At 71.9% G+C, this 14,194-nt stretch carries 12 protein-coding genes and 2 pseudogenes; 7 read left to right on the top strand and 7 right to left on the bottom strand.

What is annotated here, in order from left to right; translation table 11 throughout:
• Complete coding sequence (locus ACXJMZ_RS20235; RefSeq protein ID WP_457031465.1) at window positions 1–2,220, top strand: NADP-dependent isocitrate dehydrogenase; 2,220 nt, start codon at window positions 1–3, stop codon at window positions 2,218–2,220.
• Here ACXJMZ_RS20235 and ACXJMZ_RS20240 read toward each other — a convergent pair.
• From ACXJMZ_RS20240 to ACXJMZ_RS20250, 3 genes are read right to left on the bottom strand one after another with little or no spacing between them, the layout of a single operon-like run.
• On the bottom strand, window positions 2,139–3,035 hold the full coding sequence (locus tag ACXJMZ_RS20240; RefSeq protein ID WP_457031466.1) for an SDR family oxidoreductase: 897 nt from the start codon (window positions 3,033–3,035) through the stop codon (window positions 2,139–2,141). The genes ACXJMZ_RS20235 and ACXJMZ_RS20240 overlap by 82 nt on opposite strands.
• Window positions 3,032–3,970 carry an alpha/beta fold hydrolase gene (locus tag ACXJMZ_RS20245; RefSeq protein ID WP_457031467.1) on the bottom strand — a complete coding sequence of 313 codons (939 nt, stop codon included), beginning with the start codon at window positions 3,968–3,970 and terminating at the stop codon, window positions 3,032–3,034. The genes ACXJMZ_RS20240 and ACXJMZ_RS20245 overlap by 4 nt, the downstream gene beginning before the upstream one ends.
• Window positions 3,967–5,499, bottom strand: a complete 1,533-nt coding sequence (locus ACXJMZ_RS20250; protein ID WP_457031468.1) for a flavin-containing monooxygenase — start codon at window positions 5,497–5,499, stop codon at window positions 3,967–3,969. Before ACXJMZ_RS20250 ends, ACXJMZ_RS20245 begins: the two co-directional genes overlap by 4 nt.
• A gap of 245 nt (window positions 5,500–5,744) precedes the next feature.
• Here ACXJMZ_RS20250 and ACXJMZ_RS20255 point away from each other — a divergent pair, with 245 nt between their 5' ends.
• On the top strand, window positions 5,745–5,882 hold the full coding sequence (locus tag ACXJMZ_RS20255) for a hypothetical protein (RefSeq protein WP_457031592.1): 138 nt from the start codon (window positions 5,745–5,747) through the stop codon (window positions 5,880–5,882).
• Window positions 5,883–5,951: 69 nt separating this feature from the next.
• Here ACXJMZ_RS20255 and ACXJMZ_RS20260 read toward each other — a convergent pair.
• The 3 genes and pseudogenes from ACXJMZ_RS20260 to ACXJMZ_RS20270 form a co-directional block, all read right to left on the bottom strand.
• A pseudogene (locus ACXJMZ_RS20260) lies at window positions 5,952–6,164 on the bottom strand (HNH endonuclease); the annotation flags it as partial.
• Window positions 6,080–7,618, bottom strand: a complete 1,539-nt coding sequence (locus ACXJMZ_RS20265; protein WP_457031469.1) for a phosphatidylinositol-specific phospholipase C domain-containing protein — start codon at window positions 7,616–7,618, stop codon at window positions 6,080–6,082. The gene ACXJMZ_RS20265 and the pseudogene ACXJMZ_RS20260, both read right to left, overlap by 85 nt.
• A gap of 145 nt (window positions 7,619–7,763) precedes the next feature.
• Window positions 7,764–7,914: pseudogene (locus ACXJMZ_RS20270) on the bottom strand (IS701 family transposase); the annotation flags it as partial.
• Window positions 7,915–8,202: 288 nt separating this feature from the next.
• Here ACXJMZ_RS20270 and ACXJMZ_RS20275 point away from each other — a divergent pair.
• Together ACXJMZ_RS20275 and ACXJMZ_RS20280 are read left to right on the top strand one after the other, a co-directional pair.
• Entirely contained in the window at window positions 8,203–8,943 is a 741-nt protein-coding gene (locus tag ACXJMZ_RS20275; protein ID WP_457031470.1) for a MerR family transcriptional regulator, read from the top strand.
• 187 nt (window positions 8,944–9,130) lie between these two features.
• On the top strand, window positions 9,131–10,357 hold the full coding sequence (locus ACXJMZ_RS20280) for an MFS transporter (protein WP_457031471.1): 1,227 nt from the start codon (window positions 9,131–9,133) through the stop codon (window positions 10,355–10,357).
• Window positions 10,358–10,364: 7 nt separating this feature from the next.
• On the opposite strand, the gene ACXJMZ_RS20285 is transcribed toward ACXJMZ_RS20280, so the two are convergent.
• Window positions 10,365–11,135: a (2Fe-2S)-binding protein gene (locus ACXJMZ_RS20285; protein WP_457031472.1), complete on the bottom strand. Its 771-nt coding sequence runs from the start codon at window positions 11,133–11,135 to the stop codon at window positions 10,365–10,367.
• 192 nt (window positions 11,136–11,327) lie between these two features.
• On the opposite strand from ACXJMZ_RS20285, the gene ACXJMZ_RS20290 reads away from it, so the two are divergent.
• Genes ACXJMZ_RS20290 through ACXJMZ_RS20300 form a run of 3 tightly spaced genes read left to right on the top strand, consistent with a single transcriptional unit; the run spans window position 11,328 to window position 14,181 of the window.
• Entirely contained in the window at window positions 11,328–12,293 is a 966-nt protein-coding gene (locus tag ACXJMZ_RS20290; RefSeq protein WP_457031586.1) for a FecCD family ABC transporter permease, read from the top strand.
• Window positions 12,290–13,345: a FecCD family ABC transporter permease gene (locus ACXJMZ_RS20295; protein WP_457031473.1), complete on the top strand. Its 1,056-nt coding sequence runs from the start codon at window positions 12,290–12,292 to the stop codon at window positions 13,343–13,345. The genes ACXJMZ_RS20290 and ACXJMZ_RS20295 overlap by 4 nt, the downstream gene beginning before the upstream one ends.
• A 29-nt stretch (window positions 13,346–13,374) precedes the next feature.
• A complete protein-coding gene (locus ACXJMZ_RS20300) occupies window positions 13,375–14,181 on the top strand; it encodes an ABC transporter ATP-binding protein (RefSeq protein WP_457031587.1) in 807 nt (268 codons plus the stop codon).
• The last annotated feature ends 13 nt before the right edge of the window (window positions 14,182–14,194 follow it).

Here is a 14,194-nt window from a genome sequence, read left to right on the forward strand (position 1 = left end):
GTGACTGACTCGACCATCATCTATACGCACACTGACGAGGCCCCGGCCCTGGCGACGTATTCGCTCCTGCCGGTGGTCCAGGCGTACGCCTCGACAGCGGGCGTCACTGTGGAGACCCGCGACATCTCCCTGGCCGGGCGCATCATCGCGAGCTTCCCCGAGTTCCTCGAGGAGGGTCAGCGGATCGCCGACGCCCTCGCCGAGCTCGGCGAGCTCGCCAAGACGCCGGGCGCCAACATCATCAAGCTGCCGAACGTGTCGGCCTCGATCCCGCAGCTCAAGGCTGCCGTCGCCGAGCTGCAGGCCCAGGGCTACGCGCTGCCGGACTACCCGGACGACCCGAAGTCCGACCAGGACCGCGACGTCCGCGCCCGGTACGACAAGATCAAGGGCAGCGCCGTCAACCCGGTGCTCCGCGAGGGCAACTCCGACCGCCGCGCCCCCGCCTCGGTGAAGAACTACGCCAAGAACCACCCGCACCGGATGGGCGCCTGGACGGCCGAGTCCAAGACCAACGTCGCCACCATGGGCGCCGACGACTTCCGCTCCACCGAGAAGTCCACGGTGGTCGCCGAGGCCGGTTCGCTCCGGATCGAGCTGCTCGCGGCCGACGGCAGCACCACCGTGCTGCGCGAGTCGGTGCCGGTGCTCGCGGGCGAGGTCGTGGACGCCTCGGTCATGCGCGCCGCCGCGCTGAACGAGTTCCTCGCTGCCCAGGTCGCCCGGGCCAAGGCCGAGGGCGTGCTGTTCTCGGTGCACCTCAAGGCCACCATGATGAAGGTCTCCGACCCGATCATCTTCGGCCACGTGGTCCGCGCCTTCTTCCCGAAGACCTTCGCCGCGTACGGCGAGGTGCTGGCCGCCGCCGGCCTGAGCCCGAACAACGGCCTCGGTGGCATCCTCGACGGCCTGGCCGCGCTCCCCCAGGGCGCCGAGATCAAGGCCTCGTTCGACGCCGAGCTGGCCGACGGCCCCGCGCTCGCGATGGTCGACTCGGACAAGGGCATCACCAACCTGCACGTGCCGAGCGACGTGATCGTCGACGCCTCGATGCCGGCCATGATCCGCACCTCCGGCCACATGTGGGGCCCGGACGGCGCCGAGGCCGACACCCTGGCCGTGCTGCCGGACAGCAGCTACTCCGGTGTCTACCAGGTCGTCCTCGACGACTGCCGCGCCCACGGCGCCTTCGACCCGGCCACCATGGGCTCGGTGGCGAACGTCGGTCTGATGGCGCAGGCGGCCGAGGAGTACGGCAGCCACGACAAGACCTTCGAGATCGCCACCGCGGGCACCGTCCGCCTGGTCGACGCCACCGGCGCGGTCGTGCTGGAGCAGGCCGTCCAGGCCGGCGACATCTTCCGTGCCTGCCAGGCCAAGGACCTGCCGATCCAGGACTGGGTCAAGCTGGCCGTCACCCGGGCCCGGGCCACCGGCACCCCCGCGGTGTTCTGGCTGGACCAGACTCGTGCGCACGACGCCGTGCTGATCGAGAAGGTCAAGCAGTACCTCGCGGACCACGACACCGAGGGTCTGCAGATCGAGATCCTCTCCCCGGTCGAGGCCACCGCCTTCTCGCTGGAGCGGATCCGCCGCGGCGAGGACACCATCTCGGTGACCGGCAACGTGCTGCGTGACTACCTGACCGACCTGTTCCCGATCCTGGAGCTGGGCACCAGCGCCAAGATGCTCTCGATCGTGCCGCTGATGAACGGTGGCGGTCTGTTCGAGACCGGCGCGGGCGGCTCCGCCCCGAAGCACGTCCAGCAGCTGGTCAAGGAGAACTACCTGCGCTGGGACAGCCTGGGCGAGTTCTTCGCGCTGGCCGCGAGCTTCGAGCACCTGGCGCAGACCACCGGCAACGCGAGCGCCCAGGTGCTCGCCGACACCCTGGACCGGGCCACCGGCACCTTCCTCAACGAGGACAAGTCGCCGAGCCGCCGCCTCGGTGGCATCGACAACCGTGGCAGCCACTTCTACCTGGCCATGTACTGGGCCCAGGAGCTGGCGGCGCAGACCGAGGACGCCGAGCTGGCCCAGTCCTTCGCCGGCCTGGCCAAGACCCTGGCCGAGCAGGAGCAGGCCATCGTGGCCGAGCTGATCGCCGTCCAGGGCTCGCCCGCCGACATCGGTGGCTACTACCAGCCCGACGCCGCCAAGGCCGCCGCGATCATGCGTCCTTCGGTGACCTTCAACGAGGCCCTCGCCATCCTCGGCTGACGGTCCCGCACGCGGTAACGCCGAAGCCCCGCCCACATCGTGGGGACGGCCGCGATCAGGGACGGCAGCAGCCAGCGGACCGGCTGCATACCGCGCAGCCAGGGCTGGGCGTAGACGTGGGCGGAGCGCCGGGCGATGCCCGCGATCAGCCGGTCGACGGCGGGCGGCAGCGGGTAGGTCTTGTTCGCGGGCCAGGGCAGCCGGGCCCGCATCTGCCGCAGCACCTCGTCCTGGTCGGCGCCGCGCACCATGTCGGTGTCGGTCCAACTCAGGTACCCCACACCGACCTTGACGCCCTGGTGGGCGACCTCGGCGCGGAGCGAGTGGGCGAACGCCTCGACCCCGGCCTTGCTCGCGCAGTACGCGGCCATCAGCGGGGCCGGGGTGATCGCGGCCAGCGAGGCGATCTGCAGCAGGTAACCGCGACTCTCGGTGAGCGCGGGCAGGAAGGCCCTGGCGGTGGCGACGCTGCCGAGCAGGTTGACCTGGATCACCCGGTCGAAGGCGCCCGGGTCGCTGTCCACCAGCGGCCCGCCGATGGCGATCCCGGCGTTGGCGACCACGGTGTCGATCCGGCCGTACCGCTCCTGGATCGCCTGCGCGGTGCTGCGCAGCGCCGCCAGGTCGGTGACGTCGGCCTCCCAGTACGAGGCGTCAGGTCCGCACTGGGCGGCGACCGCCTTGAGCTCGGCGGGCTCCAGGCCGACCAGCGCGAGCCGGGCGCCGCGCTGGGCGAGCTTACGGGCCATCAGGGCGCCGACACCCCTCGCGGCACCGGTGACGACGATGACCTGACCGGTCAGCTGCGGGCTCATTCGGCGACCTTCCGAGCAGTGAGCAGGTGGGAGTTGACGAGGCGGCGGATCTCGCCCGCGACCTCGGCGGGGCGCTCGACCGGGGACATGTGGCCGACGCCGGGGAGTTCGAGCAGCCCCTCGGGTGCGGGCAGGGCGGCGAGCATCCGGTGCGAGTGCACCGGCGGGGTGAGCCGGTCGTGGCTGCCGACCACCACGGCGGTGGGGGCGGCCAGCTTGGCCAGCTGGGCGTACAGGTCGAGGGTGCCGAGCACCCGGGACCACCGGTAGCGGACCCCGGCCGGGCAGGCGTGCACGATCCGGGCGTTGGCCTCGACCCGGTCGGCGGGGGTGGCCGGGCCCATGGTGGCGTACTTGAGAGCGGCCCGGGTGACCGGGCTGACCGGGCCGAGCGGCAGCCTGGACTGGAGCAACTGCCGCCCCAGGAACCGGCGCAGGCCGCCCCGGATCGCGGCGGGCAGCACCGCGAGCTCGGCGATCAGGTCGCCGGGGCCGGTACTGACCAGCACGGCGGCGGCGGTCCGGTCGGCCACCTCGGCCCGGTCGGCGGCGGCCATGATGGTCATGCCGCCCATGCTGTGCCCGGCCAGCACGGCCCGGCCGCCGGCCGGGACGACCTCGCCGAGCACCGCCTCAAGGTCGTCGGCCAGCTTCACGGTGGAGTACCCGGCCGGGGTGGCCGGCACGTCGCTGCGGCCGTGGCCTCGCTGGTCGTACGCCACCACCCGGTGGTCGGGCAGGAGTTGGTGGATGACCGGGGCCCAGAACCGGGTGGAACAGGTCCAGCCGTGGGCGAGCACCACCAGCGGCGCGTCCTCGGGGCCGTACGCGGCGGCGTGGATCCAGTGGCCGTCGGCCGAGCGGATCCGGTACTCCTGCTCGGCGGCGGGCAGCACGCAGTCGGCGGGCAGGGTGACGGTGCGGGCGGCGGTCATGCGAGTGCCTCCTCGGCGACGGGAGCGGTCTGCCGGATGACCTCGTACTCGGCCAGGTCGAGCCTGCGGGTCGCGCGCCGGAAGCTGCTGGTGGAGGCGGGCCAGAGCACGGTGTTCTTGCCGCCCTCGTCCTGGTACCAGCTCCGGCAGCCGCCGGTGGACCAGACGGTGCGGCTCATCCGGTGCTGGAGTTCGAGGTTCCACTGCCGCTGGGCTCGCGCGGTGGGCTGCAGGGCACCGCCGCCCAGGGCTGCGAGGGTGGTCAACGCGTCGATCAGGTAGTTCAGTTGGGACTCGATCATCAGGATCATCGAGCTGTTGCCGAGGCCGGTGTTCGGACCGATCACGAAGAACAGGTTGGGGAAGCCGCGCACGGTGGAGCCGCGCAGCGCCTCCATGCCGCCCTTCCACTCCTCGGCCAGGCTCACCCCGTCGATGCCGAACACCCGGTGCGCGATCGGCATGTCGGTGACGTGGAAGCCGGTGCCGAAGACGATCGCGTCCACCTCGTGCTCGCTGCCGTCGGCGGCCACCAGGGTGGAGCCGCGCAGCTCGGTCAGACCGGCCGATACCACCTCGGAGTTGGCGGCGGCCAGCGCCGGGTAGTAGGTGTTGCTGAGCAGGATGCGCTTGCAGCCGATCCGGTAGTCCGGGGTCAGCCGGGCCCGCAACTCCGGGTCGGCGACGCCCTTGTGGATGTTGTGGACGGCGAGCTGCTCGATCAGCTTGAGGGCACCGGGACGACGGACGAAGGCGTCCACCTGCATCTCGCGGAGGGCGAACAGGGCGGCCCGACGGAGCGTGCCGGCGGGCGGCAGCTTGGCGTGCAGCCACTTCTCGGCCGCCGAGATCTCCCGGTCACGGCGCGGCAGCACCCAGGCGGGGGTGCGCTGGAAGACCGTCAGCTTGCCGACCTTCGGCTGGATCTGCGGGATGATCTGGGCGGCCGAGGCGCCGGTGCCGACCATCGCGACCCGCTTGCCGGCCAGGTCGTAGTCGTGGTCCCAGCGCGAGGAGTGGAAGACCTTGCCGGGGAACTCGGCCAGGCCCGGCAGCTCCGGGATCTGCGGGTCGGCCAGCGGGCCCGCGGCGGAGACCACGGCGTCGGCGGTCCAGTCGCCGGCGGCGGTGCTGATCCGCCAGCGGGTGTGCTCCTGCTCCCAGCGCAGCTCGGTCACCTCGGCGTTGAACCGCAGGTGCGGGCGGAGCCCGAAGGTGTCGGTGACCCGCTCCAGGTAGGCCCGGATGTCCGGCTGGCCGGAGAAGCTGCGCGGCCAGTCGGGGTTGGGCGCGAAGGAGAAGGAGTAGAGGTGCGAGGGGACGTCGCAGGCACAGCCCGGGTAGCTGTTGTCCCGCCAGGTCCCGCCGACCGAGTCGGCCCGCTCCAGGATCACGAAGTCGGTGATCCCGGCCCGGCGCAGCCGGACCCCGGCACCGAGGCCGCCGAATCCGGAACCGACCACGGCGACCCGGACATGCGGGGTCCCCTTGGTCGGGCGTTGCTTGGTGCGCTTGGGGCTGGCTGGCATGCGTCGGCCTCCTGGGGAGAGAGGAGAGGGGTGCGCCGGTTCCATTAGAACCGCGCCAGTGATTGCTGGCGCGATTGGCAGGGTAGCTCTTGCTGACACCGAGTGGAAGAAGTGCGACCGGACACGTTGGTTGGCGAGAGCGGCGGCCGACTACAGAAGGTAGTTGTGACTGGTCGCGACGACTGACACCCAAAGCGCGACCGGACCCCGCCACCAGACTCCGGCACCATGACTACGGGACGGCGTTGCACTCGGCGGGCGACCTGGCCGGAGCGCTGCACTGGTACACCAAGGCCCGGGAAGCCGGGAATGTCATCGCCGGATTCAACCTCGGCACGCTGCACCGGACGGCTGGTAACAGCAACCAGGCGCGGCTCATCTGAACATGAGCAGGCCACCGACCTCCCGGCCCGCGCGGCCGAGGCCGAACGCATGTCGCCAGCGTGGTGCTGGCGGTGACATTCGGAGTGCACGAGGCGGAAGTTGCTCCGCTCGTCCGTGCCGCCGTGTCGCCGGTAGGTGAAGTGATGCTTGTGGAGCACCTTCTTCGAGGCTCGGGCCAGGTGGCGGGGTGGTCCGGTCAGGCCGGGCAGTTGCCCAGGATGACCTTGCCGCCCGCCTGCGAGGCGGTCGCCGGATCCACCATCAGGCACAGGTTCGTCCACTTGTTGATGAACCGGAGGGCCGACTGGTTGGCGAGATTGGTGGGCATGATGTTCCACATCTGGTTGTCGGAGATCCAGCGGGTCTCACAGGGCCACCAGAACAGTTCCATCCCGGCCGACGGCGGAGTCCCGTTGTTCCACGGGACGGTCAGGCACTGGCCGTTGTTGGCCTTGATCCAGTAGTAGCCCATGCTGTCGAAGGTGGACGGATAGGCGGCCTGCCACTGGTGGCTGCTGGGCGGGCTGCTCTGGCAGGCCCGCTGCTGCACCACACCGCCCTGCCCGGAGCTGTCGAACTGGGGCCCGCGGGTCATGCACCGGCCGTACTTGCTGTCCACGTAGGTCTTGTCAGGCTTGACCAGCCAGATCGCCGGGCTGGTGCCCCGGGCGTTGTAGTAGGCGTTGCGGGCGATGATGTTGTGCACCAGCGCCCAGCCGGGGTAGTCCATCATGACGATGCCCAGCCGGCGGTTGGCGGTGTCGTTGTTGAGGTAGTTCATCAGCCGCACGTTGACGCCGTCGACCCAGACCAGGTCCTTGCCGCGCAGGACGCTATAGCCCCCCGCGTACTCGGAGGGGACGAGGTTGAACGGTGCCCGGGACGCGGAGGTGTAGGTCACGAAGGTCTGGTTGGCGGGGGCCGAGCCGGCCGCGGCGAGGTTCTTGCTGACCAGGCTCCACTTGGCCGGGGCGTCGGTGGCGTTCCAGGTGTCCTCGGTGTGGTCCGAGAAGCCGTTGAGGCCGTAGGAGCCGCCGTTGTCGGCGTTGAAGACGGACAGCACGATCTTGCCGCGGGCCTGGCCCAGCGTCGGCGGGTCGCTGCGCTTGCCGTTGTTGTAGAACAGTCCCGCGTACTGCTTCGCGTAGGCGTCGAAGAGGGCCGTGTGACTCGCCGTCGGGTGATCGTCCGTGCAACTGCCGAGGGAGCCGTCGCACTCGGCCCGCAGCCGCATCAGGATGGTCTCGCCCCGGTGGGCCGAGAGGAAGGCCTTCGCCTTGGTCAGGACGTCGTCGAAGTTGGCGTTCTGGTAGAAGGTGCCGTGGTGGATCACGAACTTGTCGTTGATGACGCGGACCCGGATGTCGACCGCGCGGATCCCACGGTCCAACTGCGCGGACAACGTCGCCGCACTGTCGCCGAAGTCCTGCTGCGTCTGGGCGCTGGAACCCCCGTGCACGGCCAGCGTCTCGTGCGTGCCGGGAATGGACATCGCCGTCAGCGGTGTGGTCGCCCCCACCTTGCCCATCCAGTCCTGCTGGTCGGCCGAACCGAGGTTCTGGAAGGCGTCACGGTTGTCCTTCCCCTCGGCCAGGGCGGCGTGCGGTGCGGCCAGCTGGGCCACAACCAGGGCAAGGGTGGCGACGGCGGTCACCGTCGCCGTCCGGGTCAGGCGGCGCAGGCGCCGCAGGGCGGCGCGGGCCGGGCGGGCGGACGTGGCGGGGGTGTGGGGCATGGCCACCTTTCGGGGAGGGGAAGGCCGCAGGCGCGGCCGAGGCCGGCCGCACTGCTGTGAACCCCCTGATGCTGCCCTGGGTGACTGCTTCGAAGGTAGAGCCGATGGGGCACGGCGGTGGCGCCGAAAGGGCAGAATCCGTCGCGGTCTCGTTCACGATCAGTACGCCGAGGTCGGCGCCCAGGTCGTTGGAACAGGTAGGAGCGGAGGTCGTCGCGGACCGCGTCGGCGTCCCAGCGGGTGCTTCGCAGTAGCTGCTGCATCGGCCCGGGACGGGCATGACCGGCTTGCTCGGCTCGGTGGCGTCAGAGCCCGAAGACTATCCGCCCTACGCCGAGACGAACCGGAATCTGCCACTGCTGTTCGATGCCGTCATGGCCCATAACGACGAATGGGCAGGCCAATTGCGTTCTGATCACTGGCATGCCGCCGTAGGTACCGCCCAGGCTCCCGGATCACCGCTGACGCCGCAGGTGACGGCTACTCCCAGCAACCAAGCTGCTCAAGCCCCGCCAACTACCGCGTCCGGTCACAAGAAGCCCGACCGAGCCGGTTTCGGCAGCCCCGGTCCTATGCTGGGCGCCGTGGAGATCGAGGAGCACCGGGAGTACCGGGTCGAGGAGCTGGCCGAGGCGGCCGGGATCAGCACCCGGACGCTGCGGTTCTACCGCGAGCGCAAGCTGCTCCAGCCGCCCCGCCGGGAGGGCCGGATCGCCTGGTACGGGGAGCGGCACCTGACCCGGCTGCGGATGATCGGCGAGCTGTTGGAGCGCGGCCACACCCTGGGCGGCATCGCCGAGCTGATCGGCGCGGGCGAGAACGGCCAGGACGTGGCCGGGCTGATCGGCCTGAAGGCCGCCATCACCGCGCCCTGGTCGGACGAGACCCCGGTGCACCTCAGCTGGACCGAACTGGAGCGCGCCTTCGGCGACCAGCTCACCGACGACAACACCGCCGAGTCGATCGACCAGGGCTACATCACGGTCGAGGAGGACGGCATCACCCACGTCAGCCGCCGGCTGATGGACGCCACCACCGCCCTGGTGGCCGAGGGCATCCCGCTCGGCGCGGTACTGGCCGCCAGCCGCAAGGCGCAGGAGTACGCGGACTCGGTCGCCGAGGTCTTCACCTCGCTGATCCGCGATCAGCTGCTCGGGGCACTGGAGCGGGCGGAGGAGCTGACGCCCGGCGAGGCCGCCCGGCTGACCGAACAGGTGCACCGGCTGCGGCCGCTGGCCCGGACGGTGGCGGACGCGCAGTTCACGCTGGCGATGGACCACCGGGTGGCCGCCGAGTACCGCGCCGTACTGGAACAGCACCTCTGACGGTACGGCGCATTGGTCGGTCCTACAGGTACCGCACCGTGACCGCGTCGCCACCCTGGGCGAAGCCACCCTTCCGGCGGGCGTCGCGCACACCGTACGGTCAAGACTCACCCGCAGGATGATCACCTGTCAGGGCCGGCGGACGGGAGGCGGGCGCCCCGAGCCCGGTCCGTACGGGAGCATCACCATGGCCGTGTTCACCGCCTTCGGGACCGCCGCCAGACTGACCGGCGGCCGGGTGCTGCTCTGGTCCGCGCTCGGGCGGCTGCCGAACGCGATGTGCCCGATCGGGGCGCTGCTGCTGGTCACCCACAACTCCGGCAGCGTCTGGCGCGGTTCGGCTGCCACCGGGCTGCTGGCGATCGGTCAGGCGGTCGGCGGCCCGCTGGTCGGGCGGCTCGCGGACCGGCACGGGCAGCGCCGGATCGGCCTGCTGACCGCCACAGTCAACACGCTGGCCATCCTGGCCCTGGTGGCCACCTCGGAGGCCGGCCGCCCGCTGCCCGAGCAGCTGGTGGCCGCCACCCTGATCGGCCTGTCCGTCCCGGCGGTCGGGCCGCTCTCCCGCAGCCGCTGGGTCCGACTCGTTGGCGGCGACGCCGAGTTGACCTCCGCCACGCTCTCGCTGGACGGCACCATCGACGAGATCTCGTTCACCGCGGGCCCCGCCGTGATCGGCCTGCTGGCCGCCCTGCTGGACCCGGCCGCCGGACTGCTGCTGGGCGCCGGGCTGGTCGCGGTCTGCGCCACCCTGTTCGCCCTGCACCCGACGGCGGCTCCCGGGAATCCGGCCCAACAGCGTGGCGCCGGAAGGCTGTTGACCACCCCGTACCTGCTCCTGCTGGCCGGGATGGCGCTGCTCGGCACCTGCTTCGGCTCGGTCCAGGTCGGGGTCACCGCGACCACCGAGGCACTCGGGCAGCCGGGCGCCGCCGGTCTGATCTACGGGCTGATGGGCGGCACCAGCGCGCTGGCCGGGGTGGCCACCGTCGCACTGCCGGCCCGCTGGGACCTGCCGCTGCGGCTGCGGGTCGGCACCGCCCTGCTGCTCGCGGTGTCGTTGCCGCTGCTCGCGGTCGGCAGCGTCGGCGGCCTGGCGCTGGCCATCGGCGGCCTCGGGGTGGCGATCGCGCCGCAGATGATCACGATGTTCGGCCTGGTCGAACGGACCGTCCCGGCCGCCCGGTTGGGCGAGGCGATGGCCGCGCTGGTCTCCAGCATCACGCTGGCCCAGGCGGGCGGCACGCTGCTCGCGGGCCTGCTCGCCGAACGGCACGGCACCACCGCGCCGTTCTGGATCACCTGCACGGCCGCGCTGGCCGCGCTCACGCTGGCCGCCACCACCGCCACCTCGCGGCGCTACCGGCGGGTGGCCGCGAGCGCACCGACGGCGGAGCCGGTCCAGGTCTCCTGACCCCGGGTCAGGCCTCCAGCTTGCGGACCCGGTCGGCGTCGCAGGTGCGCGGGCAGGTGACGCACGCCTCCGGCGGCTTGACCGCGTAGTAGAGGCAGCAACCGAGCCTGGTCCTGGTCAGGTGACTGCGGCCCTCGGTGCCGGCCAGCCGACGGAAGTCGGCGGCGCCGGGGAGCGGGGCGGTGTCACCCGGAAAGACGGCTTCGGCCACCCGGACGGCGTACTCCTCCTCGCCGAGCATCCGGCCGAGATACCAGATTCCGGAGATCAGATCGTCCGTCACCATGCCCCAGAGTGCCCGGGGTCCGCGTTTCACGATTGGCTGAAAAGCCGTCAGCACCGGCTCGACGTGGGCCGCCACGGCCGCCCGCAGTCCGGCCTCGTCGGCCGGGGCCGAGCCGCTCGGACGGACCAGCAGATCGCCGGTGGCGATCTCGATCCAGACGTCCTCGGGCCGGAGCACCGGCAGCTCGCCGGTCAGGTACCAGGGACCGCTGAACAGCAGCCCGGCGGACCACAGGTAGTGGTGCAGCAGACGGGAGGCCGCCACATGGGTACGCGGCGCGGTCCCGTGTTCGGCCTCGATCCTGGCCGCCTCGGCGGCGACCAGCGCATCCAGACCCGAGGTCAGTCCGCTGAGCGGCAGCCAGCCCTGACCGGGCGTCGGCCCGCTCTGCGACGAGCTCTGCACGGAGACGCGGAGCGTGCCACAGGCGCTGATCACCGACCGATAGGTTTCGGCCAACCGCTCGTCCGGCGAGACCATGACGGCCGTCATCCGGGACACCCCGACTCTCTAGATCGAATAAGGTGAGGCTCACCTTATAGGCAGCTGGGAAATTTTCGCTCAACTCGAGAGCGACTTGAGAACTTAGGGAAACCTAACCTAAGCTTCTGCCTCGTGCTCACCACCGAACAACCGGAGTCGACAGCCCCGGCGCGGCGGACCACGGCGACGTACCGGCAACCCCTGCTGCTGCTCGCCGGGCTCGCGGCGCTCGCGCTGTGCGCGGCGCTCAGCCTGGCGCTGGGATCGCGGCCGATCCCGCTGGGGACCGTTCTTGACGCCCTCTCAGGGCGCCTGACCGGCGGGGACGCCGATGTCGTACGGGGCCTGCGGGTCCCGCGCACGATCATCGGAGTGACCGTCGGCGCCGCCCTCGGCGTGGCCGGAGCGGTCGCCCAGGGCGTCACCCGCAACCCGCTCGCCGCGCCCACCACGCTCGGCATCAACGCCGGCGCCAGCCTCGCGGTGGTGGTGGCGATCTTCACGCTGGGGCTCACCCACCCGCTGCAGTACGTCTGGTTCGCCGTCGTCGGCGCCGCTGCCGCCGCCGTACTGGCGTACGCGATGGCCCGCCGCTCGGGTGACCTCGACCCGGTCCGGCTCGCCCTCGGCGGCACCGTGCTGACCGCCGTGCTGACCTCCTGGACCTCCGCGGTGATGCTGGCCAGCCACCGCACACTGGACGAGGCCCGGTTCTGGCTGGCCGGCTCGATCGGCACCCGCAGCCTCGAAGTGCTCACCCCCGTCCTGCCGTTGATCCTGATCGGTCTGCTGATCGCGCTGCTGGTCTCGCCCGCCCTGAACGCGCTGGCGCTCGGTGACGAGGCCGCCCAGTCGCTCGGCGTGCCGGTGGTCCGGATCCGGCTGGTCGGCGGGCTCGCGGTGGTGCTGCTGGCCGCCGGTGCGGTCGCGGTGGCCGGGCCGATCGCCTTCGTCGGGCTGGCCGCCCCGCACCTGGTCCGCCCGCTGCTCGGCAACGACCACCGCTGGCTGATCCCCGGCTGCCTGCTCGGCGGCGCGGTGCTGCTGCTCGGCGCGGACGTGCTCGGACGGCTGGTGGTCCGGCCCTCCGAGATCGAGGTCGGCATCGTCACCGCCTTCCTCGGTGCCCCGATGCTCGCCCTGCTGGCCCGGAAGGCCGCCCGGTGACCGCCGTCCTGCCGGTCACCGGCCTCCGCCCCAGGGCCGGTGCGATCGCCCGGCGGCGCCGCCGTTCGCTGCTGCTCGGCCTCGGCCTGACCATCGCTCTGGTGCTGCTCACCGGGCTGGCCCTGAGCACCGGTCAGATCGAACTGCCGCTACTGGACTCGCTGCGCGCGCTGGTCGGCCTCGGCGATCCGGGCAACGTCCTGGTGGTGCAGGAGTTCCGCGCGCCCCGGGTGGTCTCGGCGCTGATCGCCGGGGCCGGGCTCGCGGTCTCCGGCACGCTGCTCCAGCGACTCTTCCGGAATCCGCTGGCCTCCCCCGACGTGGTCGGGGTAACCGGCGGCGCCTCGTTCGGCGCGGTGCTGATGCTGGCGCTCGGCGCGAGCCAGGCGTTCATCCCGCTGGCCGCACTCGGCGGCGGGATGCTGGCTGCGCTGCTGCTGGGCGCCTTCGCCTGGCGTTCCCGAATGGCCGTCAACCGGCTGGTGCTGGTCGGCCTGGCCGTGCAGTCCGGGCTGGCGGCGGCGGTCAACCTGATGATCGTCCGGTTCCCGGCCGAACTCGCCTCCTCCGCACTGCAGTGGACCACCGGCTCGCTGTACGGCCGGAACTGGACCGAGGTGCAACTCGGCGGCGCAGCAATCGTGCTGACCGTGCTCGCGGTCTTCCTGCTGTACCGCCGGGTCGCGGTGCTGGACCTCGGCGACGACTCGGCGGGCGGGCTCGGCCTCGACCCGAACCGGGCCAGGCTCGGCCTGCTGCTGCTCGCCGTGGTGCTGGCCTCGATGGCCGCCGCGCTGTGCGGCCCGGTCGCCTTCGTCGCGCTGGCCGTACCGCACCTGGTCCGGCTGCTGGCCGGTCCGCCGACTCCGGCCACCCTCGCGCTGACCGCGCTCACCGGCGCCCTGCTGCTGCTCGGCTCCGACTACGCCGTACTGAACCTGCTGCCGATCCACGGCCTGCCGGTGGGCGCCGTGACCGCCACCCTCGGTGCGCCCTGGCTGCTCGTGCTGATGATCCGCCAGGGGCGGCCGCCCCAGAGGAGTGAGTCGTGACCACCGACCAACTGACCCCCACCGCGCAGCTGAGCGGCAATCAGCTCACCGCCACCGGCCTGGACCTGCGCTACGGCGACCGGACCATCGTGGCAGGCCTCGACCTGACCCTGCCGGGCGGCGCGGTGACCGCGATCGTCGGCCCGAACGCCTGCGGCAAGTCCACCCTGCTGCGCGGCCTGACCCGGCTGCTCGCCCCGGCCGCCGGCACCGTCACCCTGGACGGCTCCGACATCCACCGGATGTCCGCCCGGGCGCTGGCCAAGCGGCTCGGCCTGCTGCCGCAGCAGCCGGTCACCCCGGAGGCGGTCACCGTCGAGTCGCTGGTGCGGCTCGGCCGCTACCCGCACCAGCGGATGCTCAGCCCCTGGTCGGCCGCCGACCAGGCCGCCGTGGAGGACGCACTGATCCGTACCGGCACCGCCGAACTGCGCGACCGGCCGGTGGACCAGCTCTCCGGCGGCCAGCGCCAACGCGCCTGGATAGCCCTGGCATTGGCCCAGGACACCGAGCTGCTGCTGCTGGACGAGCCGACCACCTTCCTCGACCTGCGGCACCAGCTGGAGGTGCTCGACCTGGTCGCGGACCTGCACGACCAGGCCGGGCGCACCGTGGTGATGGTGCTGCACGACCTGGGCCAGGCCGCCCGGTACGCGGACCACCTGGTGGTGCTCGACGGCGGGAAGCTGGCCGCCGCCGGGCCGCCCGCCGAGGTGCTCACCGCCGAGCTGGTGGAGGCCGTCTTCCAGGTCCCCTGCCTGGTGGTCCCCGACCCGGAGACCGGCACCCCGATGGTCGTTCCCCGGGCCAGGAGCCGTCGCCCGACCCGCGCCTGACGCCCCCTCACGA

It is taken from the genome of Kitasatospora sp. P5_F3 (genome assembly GCF_054049135.1).

Bases quoted from the DNA above. Each gene is read 5' to 3' on its own strand.
- ACXJMZ_RS20240 (WP_457031466.1), bottom strand. From the start codon at position 3,035: ATGAGCCCGCAGCTGACCGGTCAGGTCATCGTCGTCACCGGTGCCGCG.
- ACXJMZ_RS20245 (WP_457031467.1), bottom strand. From the start codon at position 3,970: ATGACCGCCGCCCGCACCGTCACCCTGCCCGCCGACTGCGTGCTGCCC.
- ACXJMZ_RS20250 (WP_457031468.1), bottom strand. From the start codon at position 5,499: ATGCCAGCCAGCCCCAAGCGCACCAAGCAACGCCCGACCAAGGGGACC.
- ACXJMZ_RS20265 (WP_457031469.1), bottom strand. From the start codon at position 7,618: ATGCCCCACACCCCCGCCACGTCCGCCCGCCCGGCCCGCGCCGCCCTG.
- ACXJMZ_RS20280 (WP_457031471.1), top strand. From the start codon at position 9,131: ATGGCCGTGTTCACCGCCTTCGGGACCGCCGCCAGACTGACCGGCGGC.
- ACXJMZ_RS20285 (WP_457031472.1), bottom strand. From the start codon at position 11,135: ATGACGGCCGTCATGGTCTCGCCGGACGAGCGGTTGGCCGAAACCTAT.